18 protein-coding genes are annotated in these 21,791 nt (G+C 56.3%); 8 read left to right on the top strand and 10 right to left on the bottom strand.

Annotation, left to right across the window (positions count from 1 at the left end; translation table 11 throughout):
• Positions 1 to 48: 48 nt before the first annotated feature.
• The 4 genes from AC2FJZ_RS04100 (at position 49) to AC2FJZ_RS04085 (ending at position 4,604) form a co-directional block, all read left to right on the top strand.
• Positions 49 to 1,173 carry an extracellular solute-binding protein gene (locus tag AC2FJZ_RS04100; protein WP_050603887.1) on the top strand — a complete coding sequence of 375 codons (1,125 nt, stop codon included), beginning with the start codon at positions 49 to 51 and terminating at the stop codon, positions 1,171 to 1,173.
• Positions 1,174 to 1,290: 117 nt separating this feature from the next.
• Positions 1,291 to 2,403: an ABC transporter ATP-binding protein gene (locus AC2FJZ_RS04095; RefSeq protein ID WP_496668027.1), complete on the top strand. Its 1,113-nt coding sequence runs from the start codon at positions 1,291 to 1,293 to the stop codon at positions 2,401 to 2,403.
• 12 nt (positions 2,404 to 2,415) lie between these two features.
• Positions 2,416 to 3,336 carry an ABC transporter permease gene (locus AC2FJZ_RS04090; protein WP_496776152.1) on the top strand — a complete coding sequence of 307 codons (921 nt, stop codon included), beginning with the start codon at positions 2,416 to 2,418 and terminating at the stop codon, positions 3,334 to 3,336.
• Positions 3,333 to 4,604 carry an ABC transporter permease gene (locus tag AC2FJZ_RS04085; protein WP_496668025.1) on the top strand — a complete coding sequence of 424 codons (1,272 nt, stop codon included), beginning with the start codon at positions 3,333 to 3,335 and terminating at the stop codon, positions 4,602 to 4,604. The genes AC2FJZ_RS04090 and AC2FJZ_RS04085 overlap by 4 nt, the downstream gene beginning before the upstream one ends.
• 40 nt (positions 4,605 to 4,644) lie before the next feature.
• Here AC2FJZ_RS04085 and AC2FJZ_RS04080 read toward each other — a convergent pair whose 3' ends face one another.
• The 10 genes from AC2FJZ_RS04080 to AC2FJZ_RS04035 all read right to left on the bottom strand — a co-directional run bounded on the left by AC2FJZ_RS04080 (position 4,645) and on the right by AC2FJZ_RS04035 (position 15,929).
• Entirely contained in the window at positions 4,645 to 6,561 is a 1,917-nt protein-coding gene (locus tag AC2FJZ_RS04080; RefSeq protein WP_496668024.1) for a beta-galactosidase, read from the bottom strand.
• Positions 6,558 to 7,418 carry an SMP-30/gluconolactonase/LRE family protein gene (locus AC2FJZ_RS04075; protein WP_496668023.1) on the bottom strand — a complete coding sequence of 287 codons (861 nt, stop codon included), beginning with the start codon at positions 7,416 to 7,418 and terminating at the stop codon, positions 6,558 to 6,560. The genes AC2FJZ_RS04080 and AC2FJZ_RS04075 overlap by 4 nt, the downstream gene beginning before the upstream one ends.
• Entirely contained in the window at positions 7,415 to 8,020 is a 606-nt protein-coding gene (locus AC2FJZ_RS04070) for a 2-dehydro-3-deoxy-6-phosphogalactonate aldolase (RefSeq protein ID WP_496668022.1), read from the bottom strand. Before AC2FJZ_RS04070 ends, AC2FJZ_RS04075 begins: the two co-directional genes overlap by 4 nt.
• Positions 8,017 to 8,904, bottom strand: a complete 888-nt coding sequence (locus AC2FJZ_RS04065) for a 2-dehydro-3-deoxygalactonokinase (RefSeq protein ID WP_496776151.1) — start codon at positions 8,902 to 8,904, stop codon at positions 8,017 to 8,019. Before AC2FJZ_RS04065 ends, AC2FJZ_RS04070 begins: the two co-directional genes overlap by 4 nt.
• A gap of 4 nt (positions 8,905 to 8,908) precedes the next feature.
• Positions 8,909 to 9,673 (bottom strand): SDR family NAD(P)-dependent oxidoreductase, encoded by a 765-nt coding sequence (locus AC2FJZ_RS04060; protein WP_496668020.1) that lies wholly within the window; start codon positions 9,671 to 9,673, stop codon positions 8,909 to 8,911.
• Positions 9,673 to 11,379: an IlvD/Edd family dehydratase gene (locus AC2FJZ_RS04055; protein WP_496776150.1), complete on the bottom strand. Its 1,707-nt coding sequence runs from the start codon at positions 11,377 to 11,379 to the stop codon at positions 9,673 to 9,675. The genes AC2FJZ_RS04060 and AC2FJZ_RS04055 overlap by 1 nt, the downstream gene beginning before the upstream one ends.
• A 57-nt stretch (positions 11,380 to 11,436) precedes the next feature.
• Complete coding sequence (locus AC2FJZ_RS04050; RefSeq protein WP_496776149.1) at positions 11,437 to 12,777, bottom strand: alpha-glucosidase/alpha-galactosidase; 1,341 nt, start codon at positions 12,775 to 12,777, stop codon at positions 11,437 to 11,439.
• A 22-nt stretch (positions 12,778 to 12,799) separates the two neighbouring features.
• Positions 12,800 to 13,648, bottom strand: coding sequence for a carbohydrate ABC transporter permease (locus AC2FJZ_RS04045; protein ID WP_050603898.1), 849 nt, complete (start codon positions 13,646 to 13,648; stop codon positions 12,800 to 12,802).
• Position 13,649: 1 nt separating this feature from the next.
• Positions 13,650 to 14,576 carry a carbohydrate ABC transporter permease gene (locus tag AC2FJZ_RS04040; RefSeq protein ID WP_496668017.1) on the bottom strand — a complete coding sequence of 309 codons (927 nt, stop codon included), beginning with the start codon at positions 14,574 to 14,576 and terminating at the stop codon, positions 13,650 to 13,652.
• Positions 14,577 to 14,669: 93 nt separating this feature from the next.
• The gene (locus AC2FJZ_RS04035; RefSeq protein WP_496668016.1) at positions 14,670 to 15,929 is read right to left on the bottom strand and encodes an ABC transporter substrate-binding protein; all 1,260 of its coding nucleotides are present in this window, start codon (positions 15,927 to 15,929) and stop codon (positions 14,670 to 14,672) included.
• 142 nt (positions 15,930 to 16,071) lie between these two features.
• Here AC2FJZ_RS04035 and AC2FJZ_RS04030 point away from each other — a divergent pair, with 142 nt between their 5' ends.
• The 4 genes from AC2FJZ_RS04030 (at position 16,072) to AC2FJZ_RS04015 (ending at position 21,580) form a co-directional block, all read left to right on the top strand.
• Complete coding sequence (locus AC2FJZ_RS04030; RefSeq protein WP_496776148.1) at positions 16,072 to 16,878, top strand: IclR family transcriptional regulator; 807 nt, start codon at positions 16,072 to 16,074, stop codon at positions 16,876 to 16,878.
• Positions 16,875 to 17,933 (top strand): ABC transporter ATP-binding protein, encoded by a 1,059-nt coding sequence (locus AC2FJZ_RS04025; RefSeq protein ID WP_496776147.1) that lies wholly within the window; start codon positions 16,875 to 16,877, stop codon positions 17,931 to 17,933. The genes AC2FJZ_RS04030 and AC2FJZ_RS04025 overlap by 4 nt, the downstream gene beginning before the upstream one ends.
• 264 nt (positions 17,934 to 18,197) lie before the next feature.
• On the top strand, positions 18,198 to 19,157 hold the full coding sequence (locus tag AC2FJZ_RS04020) for a tetratricopeptide repeat protein (protein WP_496776146.1): 960 nt from the start codon (positions 18,198 to 18,200) through the stop codon (positions 19,155 to 19,157).
• 209 nt (positions 19,158 to 19,366) lie between these two features.
• The gene (locus AC2FJZ_RS04015) at positions 19,367 to 21,580 is read left to right on the top strand and encodes an NADP-dependent isocitrate dehydrogenase (protein WP_496776145.1); all 2,214 of its coding nucleotides are present in this window, start codon (positions 19,367 to 19,369) and stop codon (positions 21,578 to 21,580) included.
• Positions 21,581 to 21,791 lie beyond the last annotated feature (211 nt).

Raw genomic sequence — 21,791 nt, 5'->3', positions numbered from 1 at the left:
CTATAAATAAAAAACAAAAACAAAACAGTCCATCATGGGAGAACACTAATGACTGATAAATCAACTCTTTCCAGACGCACGGTGCTAAAGGGCGCGGGTGCTGCTGCTTTGGCGGCGCCGCTTTACAGCAAAAGCGCGCTGGCATCGTCGGGTGAGATCAACATTCTGATGTGGTCGGATTATCTTCCGCCCAGCTTCATCGAAGAGTTCGAGACTCTGACCGGCATCAAGGTAAACTACACCGGCATCGGTTCGAACGAAGAAATCATCAACAAGATGAAGGCCACCAAGGGCCAGGGTTTTGACATCGTTTCGCCAACCAACAACCGCTCTTTGCAGTGGGAACCGCTGGAGCTGCTTCAGCCATTTGACATGAACAAGGTTCCGATTGATCTGGTGAACCCTGCCATGGCAAAGATCGGCACTGACGCGTGGGACTTTGGTGGATCAGGTGCGCATTGGCTGCCGCATATCTGGGGCACCGAGGGCATTGCATACCGCACCGACTTGTGGCTGCCGGAAGGTGATGCGCCGTCTTATGGCGACGTTTGGGCGGAAGCAAACGCGGGCAAGACAATGGGCCGTGCGCATTCGATGATGCTGGGCGCAGGTCTGTACATGGAACGCGCAGGCGAAATGGAGCCGGGCTCGGTCTGGGCCGCATACGGTGATGAAGACACCATGCGCAAGGTTTGGGGCCAGATCACTGACTGGTGTGTCGCGCGCAAGGATCGCATTAAGCTGATCTGGAACGACGCTGACACACAGAAAAACGGTCTGCTGAACGAAGGTGTTGTTGTTGGTCAAACCTGGGACGGCCCGCCACTGGCGCTTAAGTCCGCTGGTGAACCGGTGCACTATCAGGCACCCGTCGAAGGTGCGATGGCTTGGGTTGACGGTATGTCGATTCCGAGCGGCGCGGCGAACATCGACCAGATCTACGCCTTCGTCGACTTCGCCTATCAGGCCAAGCCTGCCGGTGTTGCCATCGACAGCCACGGGTATAACTCGCCAGTTCTAGGTGCAGACCAGTATTCGGGCGACACCTACAAAAAGAACTTTGCCGAGGCCTATCCGGGCGACTCGCTGGCCAACCTTAACCCGTGGCCGGCCGAAGCACCTTGGTATGCTGAAACACGGACCGAGTTCGTCAACAAGTTCAAGAGCGCTTAAGCGTTTCGAAACCTTGCCCTTCGCGATCTGCGGGGGGCAATCATCTGTGCGCCGCTCCGGCGTAACGGACAGTTATGTGGTGCGGTGCTAATACGCGCCTCAGGGGAGATACCAAAAATGAGTGCAGGGGTCGGAGTCGATCTGGAAAACCTGTGGATCCGTTTCGGTGACTTCGTCGCCGTGCGCGATGCAAACGTCAACATAAACGGGGGCGATTTCTTTTCGTTCCTCGGACCGTCTGGCTGCGGTAAAACAACCATCTTAAGGGCTGTCTCAGGTTTTCTTGAGCCCAGCGAAGGCAACGTTCTGATCGGCGGCAAAAACATGCGAGGTATTGGGCCAAACAGGAGGCCCACCGCACTGATCTTTCAGAACCTTGCGCTGTTCCCGTTGATGAAGGTCTGGGAAAACATCACGTTTTCGATGGAAATCAAAGGTGCCAGCAGCGCCGAGCGCCGCAAGCGCGCTGATGAGCTTCTGGACATGATCGCGCTGCCAGAGCAGGGCGACAAACTGCCCAGCGAATTGTCAGGCGGTCAGCGCCAACGTGTTGCTATAGCCCGTGCTTTGTGCGCCGAGCCTGACGTTCTGTTGCTGGATGAACCGCTGTCGGCACTTGACCTAAAACTGCGCCAACACATGCGGACCGAGCTACGTGAAATTCAAAAGCGCGTCGGCATCACATTCATTTATATCACCCATGACCAGGGCGAAGCGTTGACCATGTCGGACAATATCGCTGTTATGCGCGCGGGTGTGATCGATCAGATTGCCAATGGCAAGACCATCTACAATGATCCCAACACGGCTTTTGCGGCCTCTTTTGTGGGCGAAAACAACGTGTTTCGCGGCAAAGTTAAACAAGTTATGGGCAATGAGGCTCTGATTGCGACCAATCGCTCGGGCGATCTGGTGGCGCGGATTTCGACAACCAATCAAGGCAAGATGAAGGAAGGCGACGACGCAATGATGTTCGTACGCCCCGAAGCTTTTGCCATTGCACCCGATGGCGCCTCAGGCGATCATTTCGTCACGGCGCGTGTCAACCACGAAGAGTTCGAAGGCAACGCCTTTAACATCTTTACCGAAGGTGAAGGTGGGAAAGAGATCAAAGTGTCGATCCCGAATCACGGACAGTCTTTCGACGATCACACCGGACAGAACATCACGTTGGAATACGAGACGCATAACGCCGTCATCGTCCCGGCGGGTGAACTGGCCGCAGAATAAGGGGACCAACTCATGCCCCAGTTTTTGAAAGATTTCTTCAATCGCAACGGTACCGGTATGGGGTTGGCGATCCTGGGCCTGGTCCTGTTCTGGACAATCGGCCTGATCATCCTGCCGCAGTTGTCGATGCTGGACTTTTCGTTCCGTCCGAACCTGCCACCGCCAGAGATAGGCGGGCCCAAGGACGTCTATACTCTGGAAAACTATAAATACTTGATCTACGGCCCCGAGGGCGGCAGTCAGGACTATAACACAGTCGACCTGAGGGTGTTCTTCCGCACCCTCGTGGCGGCCGTGTGCGTCACGATTTTCAACCTGATCATCTGCTATCCGATTGCCTACTACTTGGGACAATCCGAAGGCAGCCATATCCGAATCTTTGCGATCATGCTGATCATTCCCTATTGGATCAACGAAATCCTGCGCGCCTTTGCGCTTCGCATAATCTTCGGTGAAACCGGCGTTCTGAATACGTTGTTCATGGGCTTGGGGATATGGGATACACCGTTCGACTTCATCCGCAACGATATCGCTCTCTATGCGGGTCTGGGCTATGCCTACATCCTGCTGATGATCTTCCCGATGTATAACGTCATTGAAAGTCTGGACAAAAACCAGATCGAGGCTGCCCGCGACTTGGGCGCACCGTGGTGGCGGATACATTGGCGCGTGGTCATACCTTATGCCAAACCGGGCATCAGTTCGGGCTGCACCATGGTGTTCATGCTGAGCGCCGGTGCGTTGGCCGCGCCGCAGATTTTGGGCGGACCGTCGAGCCTGTGGTTCACGCAGCTGATCTATCAACAGTTCAACGACAACAATGACTGGCCACAAGGTGCCGCCTACGCGATCGTTCTGCTGGTCACTTGTATCCTGTTCGTGCTGGCCATGATGCGCATGTTCAAGGTGAACATGGGGGATATCGGGAAATGAATAATTCCTTCCTCCGCATAAGCATCTGGGTCTATCTGGTGCTCTTCTTCCTGTATCTGCTGGGACCGCTTGTGATCATGTCGATCACCGCGTTCAACTCGTCGGGTTTCCCACGGATGAGCCCTTGGGAGTGTCTGACCTTCCAGTGGTTTGGTGAACTGTTTCAGGATCAGCGTATCCTGAACGGTATCAAGAACTCGCTGATCATCGGGCTCGGTACGGTGGTCTTGTCCGTGGCCATGGGGCTGGCAGGTGCGCTGATGCTGACGCAGATCTGGCCTAAACTGCGCGCGACCTACTATACGGTCATCATCGCACCGATCCTGATCCCGGGCGTGGTTTTGGGTATCTCGACGCTGGTGTTCTGGGATCGGATCAACCGGATGCTGGGACTGGGCGCGGATAGCTTCCTGTCGAACGGCATCTTCCTGACGGTGATCGGCCAGTCCACCTTTATCGCCAGTTATTGCATGCTGGTTCTGGTGGCGCGATTGCAGCGCTATGACATGGCTCTGACAGAAGCAGCCTTGGATCTGGGCGCCACGCATGCACAGGCGTTCCGCAAGATTCTGCTGCCGTTCATGCGCCCGGCGATTGCCTCAGCGGCGGTATTGGCGTTCCTTGCATCGTTCGAGAACTACAACACCACCACCTTCACTTTTGGTGAGTACCCAACACTGACGATCGAGCTGGCCCAGAAGGTCCGCTATGGTATCACACCCGCGATCTCGGCGCTGGCATTCATCATCGTTGCGCTGACGGTGTTCTTTGCCTTGCTGAACGAGGCGAAGCTCAAGCGTCAGGAACTGGTGGCAGCGGCGCGCAAAAACGCGACGGTTGAGGAACTGGCAGGCAAGATCAAACTGCCCAGCTTCTTTGCCGGTAACATGGCAGCGGTTCTGCTGGTCGTATTTGCCATTGCAACGATCACGGTTGTCGGCACTGCTACGGCCTACGATCCTGGTCAGTGTATCGCCGACGTGCGCGAGCAGAAGCAACTGGAGGCCGAACAGCGCATTCAGGAACTGCGCAAGCAGCGCGAAGAACGTCGCAAGCAGCGCGAAGCCGAAGAAGCTGAACAGGGTGGGGCGCAATCCACGCCCAAGCCCTCAAACAACAGTGGTTTTGGAAACGTGTTTGCCCCGAACTCTCTAGGTGGAGACGAAGGCGAAAGCGACGATGGTTCGTCCGACGCAGACCCAGCCCCGTCGAACAACAGCGGGTTCGGAAACGTCTTCGACCCTAACAGCCTGCAAAACGACGAGTAGCGTCGTAGGTTGATAGCCAAGGCATCCGCCCGGATCAGGATCAAATCTGTCCGGGCGGATTGCGTTTCAGGATGGCGACATCGCAGCCCGGAACGGTTTTCCTGTCCCAGATCACCGGGTCCGCGTTATAGTTGATCAGGAAAACATGATCAGCAGTCTCGCGCATCCGCAGCCCTGGCGGCATGGTTTGCACACGCAACCCTGTTTGCTCTGCCGCCATCAGTATGATCCGGTCCCAGAGCGACTCGTCGGGGAAACCTGCCAGATACCAAAGCCCGGAATTTCCCTTAAGCGCAGGCGTTCCGTCTTCAAAGCTCAATAAATCGGCGGCCGATCCTGACAGGCGATCCACCCAATGCAGGGCCGCACCACCCCCTTGAACGGGTCGTTCAACCGTCGGAGGTAGCGTTTCAACCAGATCGACCTCACAGTCCAAGGCGCCCAACCCGGGACGGCCCGTATTGGGAATTTGGAAATCATGCGTAATGGCTCCACTGCGGGGGCCAAGGATCGCGAGCTTACATGCCTCTTGCAGACGGCGCTCCAAATCCTGGTCGATTGTCGCGAGGCCCGGCGCAAGGATCAGATCGTATTGTCCTGAAATGTCATGTTTCGATACGATATCCACCGACAACCCCGCGCGCCGCAAAGCGCGATAGGCGGAAAAGACCAGTCGAAAGTAATCAAACCCAGCCCCCTGCGGCTGAGCAGCCCATGCCCAGTCCGACGCATAATCAAACAAAATGGCCACTCTGGCTTGCACCTGAAGAACTTCACCCAACTCGGACAGTGTGTCAGCGGTCTGACGTGCCTCGTTCAAAGCAGGCGCGGGGCGGTTATTCGACGTTAATAAGCCCGCGTGCATCTGCTCTTGGGCGAAGGGGGCCTGACGCCAGCGGAAATAGCTGACCACCTCAGCCCCATGGGCAACAGCTTCAAGCGACCAGAGGCGCACCATTCCCGGCAGGGGGGCTGGATTGAACGGTGCCCAGTTCACGGGACCGGGTTGCTGTTCCATCACCCACCATCGTCCATATCCGACTGCCCGGTACAGATCATGGTGAAACGCCTGCATATCCGGGTCGCCCTGCTGAAGAAAGGCGATCTTATGCGCGTCGTCATCTTCCAGCCGGTCCGACAAAAACCCAATCGGATAGCTGTCCCAGGTGGCAATATCCAGATCAGCGCCGACCTCGAAGTGATCGAAATTCAGAACACGACCCATGTAGTTGTGCAGCAGTGGCGCATCAGTCAACTGCCTCAAGACGTTAACCTGAGCCTTGTTGAACGCCACAACCTGATCCGAGCTGAACCGCCGGAACGCCAATACGTGGGCTGGGTTCGGTTCGGTCACGGTTTGATTGGGCAGATCGATCTCATCAAAACTGGCGTATTCCATCGACCAGAACACATTGCCCCATGCAGTGTTGAGCGCTTCGACGGATCCGTATTGATCCGCCAGCCAATGCCGAAAGGCTTGGAGGGAAGGGACGCTGTAGCTGACCGTTGTGTCGTGGCACCCGTATTCGTTGTCGATCTGCCAAACGGCCACATGCGGATTGCGGCCATACCGCTCTCCCATGATGCGGGCTATGCGTGAGCATTCGTCGATATAGCCTTTATGGCTAAAGCAATAATGCCGCCGCGATCCAAACTTGCGCGGGTGCCCATGTTCATCCACAGCCAACATGTCGGCGTGTTTGTCGATCATCCAGCGCGGCGGCGTTGCCGTTGGCGTGCCCAGTACGACCTTCAATCCTGCGGAACCAAGTGTTTCGATCGCGCGGTCCAGCCAATCGAGCTGCAGATTACCCGGCTGTGGTTCCATACGGCTCCACGCAAACTCACCGATACGGACCCAGGTCAAGCCGGTGGCGATCATGCGCGCGGCATCCGCTGCCCACATCGCCTCGGGCCAGTGCTCGGGATAATAGCAAACGCCAAGTTCCGGCTTCATAAGATGACCTTGTGTTCTGCCTGACCCCGCCCGACATTCAGCGCGGCAAAGGTCATTCCGTTGTTTGGTTGCGCTTCGATTTCGCCGACGCTCAACCCCTGACGCGCTGTAGTACAGAACAGCGTGCTCAAGTCACTGCCACCAAAGGCCGGGCAGGACGTGTGTGCCGCATCGAAAGACACGGCGCTCAGGAATTGTCCATCAGGTGTGTAACAGGCAACCCGGCTGGCACCCCATTGTGCAATCCAGATGTTTCCAGCGGCATCAACCACAGCGCCGTCAGGGTTCAGCCCCTCATCCCTAAGATCCAAAAAGACCGAATGATCCCCTTCAGGCCACCCGGTTTCTGCATTCAGCTTCCAACACCGAACCTGCCCTGTCACGGTATCGCAAAAGTAGGCAACGGACCGATCCGGTCCAAAACAGATCGCGTTCGAGATTGTCACATCCGCAACCAGACGCCTCAGCTCGCCTTTCCAGAACCGATAGATCGATCCGGCCGCTGGTTCGGCCTGCTTTCCCATCGTTCCAATCCAGAACCCACCCCAAGGGTCGGCGCGGCCATCATTGGAGCGGGTCACAGGATTGTCTGGCTCTAAAGGGACGATCAAGCTGCGGTCCGCAGTGGTCAGATCAAACCGCCAGAGCCCGGATTCTGACGCCAGAAACAGCCTATCTCGGTCGACCCACCCTGCGGCAGAGACATGTTCGTCAAATGCCCAGCTAATTGACCCTTGTCCATCACGGGTCATCAGACGTTTGCCGATGATGTCGAACCAAAACAACTGTTGCCGTTCGGGGTGCCACAAAGGCCCTTCGCCCAACTCACACGGGCGGTCGTCAAAAACAGTGCTCATCCCGTCGCCTTGTCATAGGCCGCAACGACGCGGTGGGCACGATCTGCTATTTCGGTTACGTCCATGCCAGGTTGAAAAAGCGCCGATCCGATTCCGAACCCGTCTGCACCGGCCTTGATCCACTGATCGAAATTCTCAGGGCCTGCACCACCTACGGCAAAGACCAGCGCGCCATCAGGCAGAACCGGGCGCAAAGCGGCCAGCCCGGTCGGCCCTGCCATCACACCGGGAAACAGCTTCAGTCCTGTGGCCCCAGCCTTTAGGGCCGCAAAAGCTTCGGTCGGGGTGTAGACACCCGGCCAGCTTTGCATCCCCAGAGCGACCGAGCGTCCGATGACGTCGGCATCATAGTTTGGCGATACGATCAGTTTGCCCCCGGCGTCCGAGACCGCTTCGACCTGATCGACGGACAAAACCGTGCCCGCGCCAATCAGCGCCTGATCCCCAAACGCCTTGGCCAAAACGGCGATACTGTTCAGCGGGTCGGGTGAATTGAGCGGCACTTCGATCCGGTCAATCCCCGCGTCAAGAATTGCGCGCCCAACGGCTTCGGCCTCTGTCGGGTTTAGTCCACGCAGAATGGCGATGATAGGACGGCTCATGAATTCACCTTGTCTTTAGCCAGAGCAAGCCCTGCCAGCGTCGCCGCAGTGGCGTTTATAGTTTCGGCGAATGCGCCTTGCTGCTTTAGCGCGGCGGCATAGATCTGCGACACACCGTCGGCGCCAATGACAGCCAGCTGTTGTCCCAACCAATAGGGCCGGGTGGCGGCCAACTCGGCACCGATCAGCAAACCCGAAAGCTGCGCCCGAGCGGTGCCCTTGTCCTGACCCTGCAGCAAATCTGCCGCGCGCAGGCCGAAGAGACGTGCAGCAAGTTGTTCGGGCTTGGACAAGGTATCTGCAACTGCGTCCACAAAGGCATTGTCGTCCCAACCTTCGCAAACCGAGTGCCGCAGCACCGATTGCCCGGATAACAAGTCAAACATCTCTCCCGTCATAAACGTCCGAAAGCTGACAACTTCGCCTGCGCTGACCTGAACCCATTTTGTATGTGTTCCGGGCAAACAGATCACCCCATCCCAGTTCTGATGTGCGGCAAGAAATCCTGCGATCTGCGTTTCTTCGCCGCGCATAACGTCCGGCGGTGCCACCTGTTTCAGACCCGGCACCACAAAGGCGCGGATACGTGGATCGGTGCCGGGAACACGGATAGGCGCGGCTGGCAGCGGTTGGCTCGGCACAGCGCAATAGGGTGCCTCGACCCAACCTTGCCGCGCCCCAACCATACCGCAAGCAATCACGTTCACCTGGGTATCTACGAGCCAGGATTCAATCAGGCCCAACAATGCGGCTTGGAACCCATCCTGACCGATACGTGCCATACCGGCGTCGGACTGCGCCTGATCGAGCACCGTGTGCCCTTGCATAGCCCACGCCCGCAGATGGGAGGTACCCCAATCAACAGCGATCCAGTCTGTCTTCATCACGTTACCCCGTAACCACAACGCCACCGTCAACGACCATGCATTGACCGGTCATCGCGCGGCTGGCCTTAGACGCCAGAAACAAGGTGGGCGCAATCATGTCTTCGGGTGTCAGATGTTCTTTCAGGCATTGCCGATCCAGATGTGCAGCCAAATCTTCGGGCGTTGCCCACATGTCCAGTTGTTTCTGCGTCAGAACCCAGCCGGGAGCCAGAGCGTTCACCCGGATGTTCTGCGGACCAAGCTCACGTGCTAATGAACGCGTCATGCCTGTAATTCCAGCATTTGACGTTGTGTAGATCGGATACCCCGCGTTGCCCATCATGTAGCTGATCGAACTGAAATTGATGATCGCACCCCCGTCTTTCATTTGCCGGGCCGCTTCCTGACAAGCGAAATAGTAGGCTTTCAGGTTGACCTCTATCATCCAGTCCCAGAACTCTTGAGTGGTTTCGTCCAATGCGTGTCGTTGGTCATTGGCCGCATTATTTACCAATACGTGCAAGGGACCATGCGCCTCGGCGGCTTGGCGCATGGTGGCGTGCAGCAACTCGGTGTCGGTCATGTCACCCTGCATGAAAAGCGGCGCGCGGCCATGCTTGTCCCGCATCTCCTCGACGAACCCGCTGGCGTCTGAGCGACCGATGAAAGCCACGTTGCCCCCCTGAGCCATAAATCCATCGGTTAGTGCTGCGCCGACGCCCGAGCCGCCACCAGTGATATAGACAGACGCCCCGTTCAGGTCAGGGAATGTTGCTGTTTGATCCATCAGTGGCTCTCTCTGGTTACAAGGCGGGTGTCTTTGCCCACTAGGAAATCAAGGTCAGCGCCTCGATGGGCTTGCAGCACATGGTCAATGTAAAGCTTCGCGTATCCGCGGGTGTAGTGAGGATCGTCCGGTTGCCACGCAGCACGACGGGCTTCCAGTTCTTTTTCATCCACCAGAAGTTCCAGTTCGCCCTTTTTGGCAGAGACGCGGATACGGTCACCAGTTTTGACCAAAGCCAACGTGCCGCCTGCCTGCGCCTCGGGGCTGACATGCAGGATGACGGTCCCATAAGCCGTCCCCGACATGCGCGCGTCCGAGATACGGATCATGTCGCGCACGCCCTCTTTCACCAGCTTGGCCGGGATCGGCATGTTGCCAACTTCTGGCATTCCCGGATAACCCTTGGGGCCACAGCCTTTCAGAACCAGAATGGTATCGGGTGTGACAGGCAAGTCATCTCGGTCGATATTGGCTTTCAGGTCTTCGATATTCTCAAAAACGTATGCTTCGGCTTCGGTTTCCAGCAGTTCGTCCGTCGCCGCCGAAGGCTTAACGATGGCTCCGTCCGGTGCTAAGTTGCCGCGCAACACACGCAAACCAGCAGCGGATTTCACTGGGTCGTTGAAGGGGCGGATAACGTCCGAATTGAAGCATTCGGCTCCTTCGTAATGGGCCGATATGTCTTTGTTCAACACCGTTATTGCCGGGCGAAGGAAGGGTTTAAGCTCGTTCAGCACGACCGGCACACCGCCCGCGTAACAGAAATCCTCCATCAGATATTTGCCCGAGGGCATACAGTTTACCAGCAGGGGGATCTCCGACCCGATCTCAAAATCCTTGAGTGTCAGATCAACTCCCACCCGGCCCGCCAAAGCCAACAGGTGAACAACGGCATTGGTCGAGCCACCCACCGCAGCATTGGCCAGGATGGCATTCTCAAATGCCTCTTTGGTCAGAATGTCCGAGGGTTTGAGGTCCTCGTCCACCATCTCGACAATCCGTTTGCCGGTCAGATGCGCCAGTGCCATTCGGCGGGCGTCAACGGCAGGTAAGGCGGCGTTGGTGGGCAAGGACATACCCATCGCCTCGACAAGTGAGGCCATTGTGCTTGCGGTGCCCATTGTCATACAAACACCGGCGCTGCGCGACATACCGGATTCAGCGTTCATGAAATCCTGCAGCGTCATCTCTCCGGCGCGGACGGCCTCGGAGAATTTCCACACATCCGTGCCCGAGCCGATATCCTGCCCACGATATTTGCCGTTCAGCATCGGGCCGGAACTGACAACGATCGAAGGCAGGTCGACCGAGGCCGCGCCCATCAATTGCCCCGGCGTGGTCTTGTCGCAACCGCCCAGCAGGACCACGCCGTCAATGCCATAGGCACGGATTGACTCCTCGACATCCATCGCCAGCAAATTGCGGAACAACATCGCTGTGGGCTTCATCTGCGTCTCGCCCAAAGACATGACGGGGAATTCGACCGGAAAGCCGCCTGCCTCCCACACACCACGTTTGACGCCTTCGGCCAGATCGCGCAGGCCCGAGTTGCAAGGGGTCAGTTCCGACCACGTATTGCAGATGCCAATGATCGGCCGCCCATCAAAAGCGTGATCAGGGAAACCCTGGTTCTTCATCCAGGACCGGTGGATGAACCCGTCCTTGTCGAGTTTTCCGTACCAATGCTGTGAGCGGCGTTTTGTCATTTTTGCGGGGCTTTTCTTGGCTGCGGTTGGAATTGAGTATTGTTGAAAAGATGAAGATCAGGCGGCCCGAGCAGGGCGGCACCAATCGGGCAGCCAGTCGGCATGGGCCGTTAGCAAGTCGCTCACCAGATTGCGGATCTGGCGCAGGTCGAGTTCGGCCGCAGTGTGCGGATCCATCATGGCTGCGTGATATATATATTCCGGGTTCTGATCGACCAAAGCGCGAACGGTAAGTTCCTGCACGTTGATCTGCGTGCGCATCAGGGCAATCAGTTGAGGCGGTATGTCGGCGACAACCGAAGGCTGCACACCATTGCTATCCACCAGACAAGGCGTTTCGACCGCTGCACCCAAGGGAAGTTGCGGAATTTGGCCTGTGTTCGGCAAGTTACCATAGGCTGTATATGGGGTATCCGTGACGATGGCGTTCATCAGATCGGCGGCAAATTCGTGGCTGCGGACGACTTCAATGTCGCGACCGTCGGTCAGCGTTTTGGCTTGCTTTTTCCAGTTGGCAATCTGTTCGACACAGCGTGTCGTGTACTCGTCCAGTGGGATGGAGAACTGCTCGATCAGATCCTGACGCCCGTCCTTGATGAACCAGGGGACGTATTCGGCCAGGTGTTCCGAGCTTTCGGTACAGAAATAGCCCAGATGGTCCATGACTTCGTAACGCACTTTGTTGGGGCAGCGCGGCATCAGCAGGGGCGGTTTTGGGATTTGACCACTGGCATAGCCTCTCCGCAAAGCGGGGTAGAGATCGCGGTTCTGATGTTCAAGCTTCAGGAAGAAGGCCACGTGATTGACGCCCGCGACCTTGTAGCGGATGTCCTCTTTGCGCAGGTCCAGATCGTGGGCCAGCTCTTCGACCGTGTTTTGCACCGAATGGCACAAACCAACATGCTTTAGGCCGGGGAATCGCTCGGCCAGAGCCCAGGTGTTGATCGCCATCGGATTTACATATTGAAGCAGCGTCGCGTTCGGGCAGAGCTGCATCATATCGTGCGCTACATCCCATAACACCGGAACCGTACGCAAGCCGCGCATGATGCCACCGACGCCCAGCGTATCGGCAACGGTCTGGCGCAAGCCATATTGCTTGGGAATTTCGAAATCCGTGACAGTGCAAGGTTCATACCCCCCGACCTGAAAGGCAGTGATGACAAAATCTGCGCCATCCAACGCAGCACGGCGGTCGGTATGGGTTGTAACCGTTGCACCCGTGCCGATCGATCGGATCATGGCGCGCGCCACAGCTTCGCTTTCGGCAAGGCGCTCGGAATCAATATCCATCAGGGCAAACTGACTGTTCGCCAATGCTGGGGTCAGCAGGGCATCACCCACGATGTTCTGCATGAAGATCGTGGAACCGGCCCCGATAAAGGTGATCTTTGTCATCTTACAAACTCTTGGTTTGACGTTACTTTACAGCACCGAGGGTCAGGCCCGCGATAAAGTGTTTCTGCATCAGAAAGAACATGGCAACGGGCGGTAAGGCCGCGACGATGGAACCCGCACTCATGAGCTGATAGGCGGCCCTGAACTGAGCGTTAAAGCTGGTGATACCAGCGGTGACAGGTTGGCTTTCCGCGCCCTGAGTCAGCACGACGGCCCAGAAATAGTCGTTCCAGATAAAGGTGAAGATCAGTACGCTAAGCGCGGCAATTGCCGGCTTCATCAAAGGTAAGACTACATACCAGAAGATACGGATTTCGCTGATACCCTCGACCCGAGCGGCTTCGATCAGTTCAAACGGCAGGGCGCGGATGAAGTTGCGCATGAAGAGGGTGCAAAACCCAGTCTGGAAGGCAATGTGGAAAAGTACAAGGCCGGTTTTGGTGTTGTAGAGACCGAGTTCAAGCGTGAGATCGCGTACCGGCACCATCAGGATCTGGAAGGGCACGAAGTTGCCCGCGACAAACATGAAGAAGATCCAGAGGTTCGATTTGAACTTGTAGATTCCCAGAGCAAAGCCGGTCATGCAGCTCAGCGCGACAGCTCCGATCACTGTTGGGATGGTGATCATGAACGAATTCAACAGATAGCGCGGCATGTCCGAGTTGAAGAAGACCTGTCCATAGTTGAACGCACCCTCAAAGCTGGACGGCAATCCCCAGTAGTTGGCGTTGGTGAAATCTGCGGCGGGTTTGACCGAGAAAAGGGCAACCGCCAACAAGGGACCTAGCCAAAGCAACAGTGCCAGTGGCAGCATCGCCTGATAGGTAATCTGCGCTGCTCGCGGTTGTTTTTCGATAGGTTTGGGAAACATCTCAGTGCCCCTTTTCTTCGCGGTACATCGACCACAGGAAGTAGGCGATGAAGCAGAGCATGATCAGGAACAGAATCACCGCAATGGCAGCGCCGTAGCCCATGCGGAATCCGTACTCGGACAGGGCGACTTCAAACATGTAATAGGCCAGCACGCGAGATGATCCGAAAGGTCCGCCCTGGGTCATGATCGAGATCAGGTCGAAGCTGCGCAACGCGCCGATGATTGTTACAACGAAGGCGATGAAGGTGGCCGGACGCAATTGCGGCAAGATTATATGCCACAGCATTCTCCAGCTTTTTGCGCCATCCAGACGCCCGGCCTCAATCTGTTCCGGATCCACGGCGTTGAGGCCAGTCAGATACAGGATCATGCAATAGGCTGTTTGCGGCCAGAGCCCGGCGAAGATGATACCGTAGGTCACGAAACGTTCATCCCCCAGTACATTGAGAGGGCCAAGTCCAAAGAGGTCGAGGAATTCGTTCAGCAGGCCGAAAGTCGGATCATAAAACCACGTGAACACAAGACCGACGACCACCTGAGAGATCACGAACGGGAAGAAAAACAATGATTTATAGAGTCGAATGCCCCAAACAGTTTGGTTCAGGAATAACGCGATGAACAGACCCGCTGGAATCGCGAGCAAATACATGACCAGCCAGATCAGATTGTTTTTCATCGAGATATAGAAAGCATCCCGATCAACCCATTCCCAATAGAGGTCCTCGTAGTTTCGGAACCCGACGTATTCCGCCGCGCCCAGCCCATCCCATTCGTAGAGTGACAGGTTGAAAGACTGGAAAACCGGAATGATCACGTAGACCATGAAGAATAGCAGCCCAGGGGCCAGAAACAGCCACGGCGCGATGCGTTGTTGGTTGCGGTGGAACCAGCTTTCCTGTTCGGGGACGTCTACTGCAACTGTCATGGGGACTCTCGGGTCTGTTGGGGTGAAGGCGGGCTTCCGCCCGCCTACGTTTGTGCAAGGCGTAGGCCGGGCACCAGCCCGGCCCATTCCAAATCAGTTGTCGTAGATGCGCTGGCGTGCTCGTTCCAGCTTGGCCAGAATGCGGTCGGCATTGTCCGGCTTGACCATGAACTCCTGAAAGCCTTCCATCGACGCTTTGGCCATTTCAGCCGGAGCGTCGCGGTCCCAGAACTGGGCGACACCGCCCGGGCTGTTGGATGAAAGCATCTGGAACCCTTGTTGCAGAAACTTGTCGTCATCCACCGCGGACTGCGCGTTCACCGGCAGCTGACCAAGGTTTGCACCATTGTTGATCTCGGTTTGCTCGTCTGCCGAAACCGCAAAGCGCAAGAACTCACGCGCTGCTTCTTTATTGGACGCATTGGCCGGGATGTGGAACGTATCTGTTGGCGCGTCTTCGGCCAGTTCGACATCGGGATTGATCGAAACGAACTGGTAGAAGTCCAGTTGATCATCTGTCAGCCCGGCATCACGCAACGGCGCAACGGCGAAGTTACCCATAAGGTAAGCGGCGGCTTCACCGTTGACCATAAAGGGCAGGGCCTCTTGCCAGCTATAGGTCTGGTGGTTGTCGATGAACGCGCCCATGTCGATCAGCTGTTTCCAGTTGGCGAAGGTCTGCTTGACCCGGTCATCTTCCCAGCTGATCTCGCCGTTAGCGAGCTGATTGTGGAAGTCGTAACCGTTGGTGCGCATGTTCAGGTAGTCGAACCAGCCACCGGCGGTCCACAGGAACTTGGTGCCGATGGTATAGCAGGCGCGGCCTGAATCGACGATCTTCTGGCAGTTGGCCAGCTCTTCTTCCCACGTGGTCGGTTCAGTCAGGCCAAGCTCATCAAAGATGTCTTTGCGATAGTAAACGCCCCACTGGTAGTAGGTATAGGGCACGCCCCACTGCTTGCCGTCGATGGTCATCGCGCCTTTGGTCGAGGCCAAATTGTCGGCAATTTCCGGTTCGGCCCAAAGGTCCGACACATCCTCAAACAGGCCAGCCTCAACATAAGGCTTCATGCGGTTGGCCGCGTACCATGTGGCGACGTCCGGGGTATCGGCCGTCAGGAAATTGCGGATCTGCGTTTTGTAGGCTTCGCGGTCGATCACGGTGGTTTCGATTTCCAACCCTGGATGCTGTTCAGCAAACCGCTCGATCATCGCTTCCATCGTCGCACGCGGCGCCGGGTTTGATGTGTCCAGGAAAATGCGCAGCTCTCCGGTCAGTTCCGCAGCTGCAGGTGCCGCCATCGCGACACCAAGCGCCAGCGCAGCTGTTGTGCGCTTGAAAGTGGAATACATGGTCTCCTCCCTATTTCACCCATGTGCGGTTCCAAATATTGAAACCTAGTTTTATATATTGAAAACTACACATCGACTCGGTTAGTCTTGTCAAGACCCATCGAAAGGATGGCGGTCGGCAATTGGAGGAGAACACGCACCCGTGTCAGGTGATGGAACCATAGGCAAAGCATGTGATGTGCTGGATCATGTAGCGGCGTTTCAGCGCCCTGTGCGGTTTTCGGAGCTGCTGGACAGCAGTGCCTTTCCAAAGGCAACGCTCTACCGATTCCTTCAATCCCTGACGAATCAAGGAATGCTGTCGTACGACCCGGACCGGCAGACCTATGCCCCCGGGATGCGCCTTGTCCGACTTGCCCATGCCGCGTGGACACAAAGCTCTCTGGCCCCAATCGCGCGCCCGTTTCTGGACGCGCTGAGTCGGGAAACGGGTGAAACCGTGCATTTGGCACAGCTCGACTCAGGTCAGGTGCTGTATGTCGAAAAACGCAACGCTGCGCAGCCCATTGAGATGTATTCACAAGCTGGCAAGGTTGGCCCCGCTTACTGCACCGGGGTCGGCAAGGCGATGATGGCGTATTTAGAGGAAGAGACGCTGAATAGAGTCATTTCTCAGCAAAGCTATCACCGCTTCACCGAAAGGACCCTGACCTCGGAACAGGCGCTGCGCGAAGATCTTGATCGGATACGCGGCCGGGGATTCGCTATCGATGATGAAGAGCACGAGCCCGGAATCATCTGTATCGCCTGCCCGGTCCTGACGTCGAACAGTCGAATGCTGGGTGCGATTTCCGTGACAGGTTCGACGGAACGGATGAACTTCAAACAACTCGAAGCCTGGGTGCCGCGTGTCCGCCGCGTGGCCGAACAGATCGGGGCCGAGGCGCAGGCATGGCGCTTTCCCGAAACAGGCCCAAACCTTAGCGATGACAGGATGCAAGTGACATGACAGGAGTAACTCTGAACCAGGCAATCAAGCGGTACGGTCAGACGCAGGTCATTCACGGGATCGATCTGCAGATCGAGGATGGCGAATTCTGCGTCTTTGTTGGCCCCTCTGGATGTGGCAAATCCACTTTGCTGCGCATGATTGCAGGGCTTGAAGAGACCTCGGAAGGCGAGATCCACATTGGCGCGCGGGAAGTTACGCATGTGGACCCGGCAAAGCGTGGTGTTGCGATGGTGTTCCAGACCTATGCGCTTTACCCACACATGACGGTGGCCGAGAACATGGGATTCGGTCTGCGCATGAACGGTGTTGCAAAAGCCGATATTGATCAGAAAGTTCAGGAAGCATCGAACATCCTGAAGCTTGATCCCTACCTCAAACGCAAACCCAAGGCCCTGTCGGGCGGGCAACGGCAACGGGTTGCAATTGGCCGTGCTATCGTCCGCGGGCCCGAGGTTTTTCTGTTCGACGAACCTTTGTCGAACCTGGACGCCGAATTGCGCGTCGAAATGAGGGTCGAGATCGCGCGTCTACATCAGGAAATCGGCGCGACGATGATCTATGTGACCCATGATCAGGTCGAAGCGATGACTATGGCCGACAAGATTGTCGTGCTTCGCGATGGCCGAATTGAACAAGTTGGGGCTCCGATGGATCTGTACCGCGACCCCGACAACCGTTTTGTTGCAGGTTTCATTGGTTCACCCGCAATGAACTTTTTGGATTGCGACTATGCCGACGGCCAAATCACTCATCCTGTGCTGGCGCAACCTCTGCCGGTCTCTGAAGAGGTTCCTGCCGGACAGGGCAAGGTGACTTTGGGGATGCGCCCGGAGCATATCCAGATCGATCGCTCGGCGGATACTTGCACCGTGGACCTGACCGAGGCGCTAGGGGGTGTTTCCTATTCCTATCTGCTCACCCCAAATGGCGACAAGCTAATTGTTGAAGAACGGGATGAACAACGCAGCAAAACAGGCGAAAGGATTGGCATCTCGATCCAACCCGACCGCGCTATGGTGTTCGACCCTGAAACAGGGCAGAGATTTCGGTAACGGTTCAGCGTCTGACAGATTATTGGCGCTTGTTTTGCCCCCTAGAATAACTACCTATAGTAGAAACACATTTGTTTTTAGGGTACTATGGGCACTCGCCTCGCCGCGTTGATCGTCGTTTGCACGGCACTTTTACTGTCGTTTAACACGCCTTCGAAAGCTGAAAGGGAATACGTCAAGCTGCGCGCGGCCTGTGGAATGGGCTGTGGATCGGAAATGGCTATCCCGGCTTGCACTGCGCTGCTTGATCTGAATGACGAGCCGTTGGAGGCACGTCGGGACTACTACGCCAAACGGGCGCAGGCTTTGCATAGTCACAGGCATTACCAGCAAGCCATCGAGGACGCAGATCGCGCGCTGTCCTTGAACCCTGAAGATGCAGTTACACTTGTCTGGCGCGGCTATTCCAAGAAAGCGCTGGAGGACAAGGACGGTGCCCGGGCCGATTTGGAACGGGCACAAAAGATCAGCCCCAACAGCACATATGTTTTGTTCAACGTGGCAAAGAAGATGCGAACATGGGGTGAAGTTCCCCTTGCGTTGGAAGGCTATGAAAAAGTCCTGGAACTTGATCCGAGTTTTGAAGATGCCGGCACCCGGTACTTGACGTTGCTTTATGACACGATGCCACCCGAGGCGTTTGAACGTCATCTGGCACAAGCTGAAGCGAAATGGCCGAATCAACCATGGGCACACGATGCGCGCGTCACATATGAACTGCGCTACGGTTATGATCTGGAAAAAGCCTTGAACGCGATCGAGAAAAGAATATCGATTGCGCCCAATCCATCAGCAGACTTGTTGCTTTTTGCCTTGATCCACATGAAAATCGGCGATGAGAAAAAGGGGGTTGAGTACGCCGAGGCCTATGCGAAAGCAGAGAACAAAATTCAGTGGAGAGACAAAGGTTCTGTCAGAAAAACGATTGATCTTTTACTTGGATACGTAATCCATGGGCAAGGTACTGAGTGGATAAGGCGAAGCCATACCTTCGCAGCTTTGGGTGCGGCAGATCTCGCCCGTGCGGAATACCTCACTTTCCTGGAAAAAGGTGGCCCCTACTCCCCAAAACTCCTTCTTGATATTATAGAGGGAGCCGGCGTGCCCGTTGACCCGCAAGCCCGTGCGGGATCGACGCTACATATCAACAAAGCGATTGATGACTATATCCACCACTTGGAACAGAAAGTGGGCTTTTCAAACCTTGGTCCACAATCCGGTTAATCCCTCCCACATGGAAGCAAAACCTCCTGCCCGTGGCAAAACGCGCGTCTAGATACGATTGATTCCCAGCCCAACGTGATTTAAGGGAAGCCCTGTCAAAACAGAGTCACCCAGGGGCGGTATCGTAATCACGCCCCTGCTGCGCCGCGCAAATGTGGCCTTAACTCTTGGAACGCACGCCCCGAAAGGCTTAAAAAAGGTAAAAGAATATGGTAGATAAATCGAACTTCGACATATTGTATACCATTGTAGACGAAGCGCCCGAGCTGGCCAGCGCCTCGTTCCTGCCCATCATCCGCAAGTTCGCATCTGCCGCGGGCGTCAACGTTGGCACCAAGGATATTTCATTGGCCGGGCGAATTTTGGCAACCTTCCCCGAGAAGCTGACAGATGCGCAGCGCATCACCGATGATCTGGCCGCATTGGGTGAGCTGGTGAAAACTCCGGACGCCAATGTTATCAAGCTGCCCAATATCTCAGCTTCGGTCCCGCAGCTGGTTGCGGCGATCGAAGAGCTTCAGGCGCAGGGCTATGATATTCCTGCCTACCCGGAAGAACCCGCCACAGACGAAGAACAAGCAGTCCGGGTGCGGTATGACGCGCTCAAGGGTTCGGCTGTGAACCCGGTTCTGCGCGAGGGCAACAGCGATCGCCGCGCGGCCCGAGCCGTAAAGAACTATGCTCAGAAGAACCCCCATTCGATGGGTGAATGGGCTTCGGACGGCAAAACCAAAGTGTCGTCCATGGCCAGCAACGACTTTTATGCCAACGAGAAGTCCGCGACCATTACCGCTGCTCAGGCAGGTAACGCAAAGATCGAGTTTGTCGGTAAAGACGGGAGCGTAACCGTCTTGAAGGACGCTTGGCCACTGGAAGAAGGCACCGTGGCTGATGCGACCTTCATGTCGGTCAAAGCTTTATCTTCTTTCCTGGCCGACGCCATTGAGGACACCAAGAAAGACGGCACCATGTTCTCGTTGCACATGAAGGCAACGATGATGAAGGTCAGCGACCCGATCATCTTCGGCTATGCCGTCAAAGCATGGCTGGCCCCAGTATTCGAGAAGTTCGGTTCCGAACTGGACGCACTGGGTGTGAACCCGAACTCGGGACTGGGCGACCTGTTGGACCGTGTGAAAGACAACGCGGATATCATGGCTGCCATCGATGCGATCAAAGGTGATCGTCCTTCGATGTACATGGTCGACTCGGATCGTGGCATTACCAACCTGCACGTCCCCTCAGACGTGATCATCGACGCTTCGATGCCCGCCGTGATCCGCGCAGGTGGCAAGGGTTGGGATGAGACAGGCGCCAAGGGTGACACCAATTGTGTGATCCCTGACCGCTGCTATGCCCCGGTATATGACGAAACCATCAAATTCTTCAAAGCCAACGGCGCGCTTGACCCAGCCACCGCTGGCGCTGTCGCTAACGTGGGCCTGATGGCGCAGAAGGCCGAAGAATACGGTTCGCACCCTACCACCTTCCAAGCCCCTGCTGATGGTACGATCCGTATCGTTCTTGCGAATGGGGAAACACTGCACAGCCACGACGTCGAGGCCGGTGATATCTGGCGGTCTTGCACCGTCAAGAAAGCACCTATCGAGAACTGGATCCAACTGGCCATGGACCGCCAGCGCCTGACCGGGTCCGAGGCGATCTTCTGGCTGGATGCAAACCGCGCCCATGATGTGGAACTGATCAAATACGTCAAACCGGCACTTGAGGCCGCAGGCGTTGCCGACAAGTTCCTGATCATGGCTCCGCGCGAAGCAACCCGTCAGTCGCTGGAGACCATCACTGCAGGCAATGACTCGATTGCGATCACCGGCAACGTGCTGCGGGATTATCTGACCGACCTGTTCCCGATCCTCGAACTGGGCACTTCGGCCAAGATGCTGTCGATTGTCAAACTGATGAATGGCGGCGGTCTGTTTGAAACCGGGGCAGGGGGTTCGGCCCCGAAACATGTGCAGCAGTTGGTTGAGGAAAACCACCTGCGTTGGGACTCGATGGGTGAGTTCTGCGCACTTGGGGAATCTCTGAACTTCCTGGCTGACGGCAAAGGCAACGCGAAAGCCGGCGTTCTTGGCGCTGCGGCCGAAGCAGCAACTCAGGGCATTCTGGATAACAACCGTTCACCCAGCCGCAAAGTGGGTCAGCCCGACAACCGCGACAGCCATTACTGGTTCGCACGCTACTGGGCCGAAGCGCTTGCGGCACAATCTGATGATGCTGATCTGGCAGCTGAGTTTGCTCCGCTGGCTAAAGAGCTGGCCGACAAGGAAGAACAAATCCTGTCAGAGCTTGCTGCGGCTCAGGGTGCTGCTGCGGATCTGGGTGGGTACTACCACACCGATCCCGCAAAAACGGCTGCTGTAATGCGCCCAAGTGCAACGTTGAACGCGATCATCGGATAATCGTCAACGGGACATCGGGTCACTTTGCACCCGCTGGAAATCTGGAAGGGACCGACGCATTGCGCGGTCCCTTTTTTTGTCGCGTATGTGTTGGTTGACGGCGCGTTGGTTCCAAAAGGGATCGTTGCGGCTAATTGCAAATTCATTCAAGCAAACTAAGAAACCTGTCTCAACATTTTTCCATTTTTTCTGAGCTTAAAGAGAAATTTCT

This window comes from Ruegeria sp. CDSA079 (assembly GCF_059612245.1).
Note: the sequence above shows the minus strand (reverse complement) of the source record. Positions and strands in the feature narration are given on the sequence as shown.

Coding starts and splice junctions, on each gene's coding strand:
- AC2FJZ_RS04100 (WP_050603887.1), top strand. CDS start 49: ATGACTGATAAATCAACTCTTTCCAGACGCACGGTGCTAAAGGGCGCG.
- AC2FJZ_RS04095 (WP_496668027.1), top strand. CDS start 1,291: ATGAGTGCAGGGGTCGGAGTCGATCTGGAAAACCTGTGGATCCGTTTC.
- AC2FJZ_RS04090 (WP_496776152.1), top strand. CDS start 2,416: ATGCCCCAGTTTTTGAAAGATTTCTTCAATCGCAACGGTACCGGTATG.
- AC2FJZ_RS04085 (WP_496668025.1), top strand. CDS start 3,333: ATGAATAATTCCTTCCTCCGCATAAGCATCTGGGTCTATCTGGTGCTC.
- AC2FJZ_RS04080 (WP_496668024.1), bottom strand. CDS start 6,561: ATGAAGCCGGAACTTGGCGTTTGCTATTATCCCGAGCACTGGCCCGAG.
- AC2FJZ_RS04075 (WP_496668023.1), bottom strand. CDS start 7,418: ATGAGCACTGTTTTTGACGACCGCCCGTGTGAGTTGGGCGAAGGGCCT.
- AC2FJZ_RS04070 (WP_496668022.1), bottom strand. CDS start 8,020: ATGAGCCGTCCTATCATCGCCATTCTGCGTGGACTAAACCCGACAGAG.
- AC2FJZ_RS04065 (WP_496776151.1), bottom strand. CDS start 8,904: ATGAAGACAGACTGGATCGCTGTTGATTGGGGTACCTCCCATCTGCGG.
- AC2FJZ_RS04060 (WP_496668020.1), bottom strand. CDS start 9,673: ATGGATCAAACAGCAACATTCCCTGACCTGAACGGGGCGTCTGTCTAT.
- AC2FJZ_RS04055 (WP_496776150.1), bottom strand. CDS start 11,379: ATGACAAAACGCCGCTCACAGCATTGGTACGGAAAACTCGACAAGGAC.
- AC2FJZ_RS04050 (WP_496776149.1), bottom strand. CDS start 12,777: ATGACAAAGATCACCTTTATCGGGGCCGGTTCCACGATCTTCATGCAG.
- AC2FJZ_RS04045 (WP_050603898.1), bottom strand. CDS start 13,648: ATGTTTCCCAAACCTATCGAAAAACAACCGCGAGCAGCGCAGATTACC.
- AC2FJZ_RS04040 (WP_496668017.1), bottom strand. CDS start 14,576: ATGACAGTTGCAGTAGACGTCCCCGAACAGGAAAGCTGGTTCCACCGC.
- AC2FJZ_RS04035 (WP_496668016.1), bottom strand. CDS start 15,929: ATGTATTCCACTTTCAAGCGCACAACAGCTGCGCTGGCGCTTGGTGTC.
- AC2FJZ_RS04025 (WP_496776147.1), top strand. CDS start 16,875: ATGACAGGAGTAACTCTGAACCAGGCAATCAAGCGGTACGGTCAGACG.
- AC2FJZ_RS04015 (WP_496776145.1), top strand. CDS start 19,367: ATGGTAGATAAATCGAACTTCGACATATTGTATACCATTGTAGACGAA.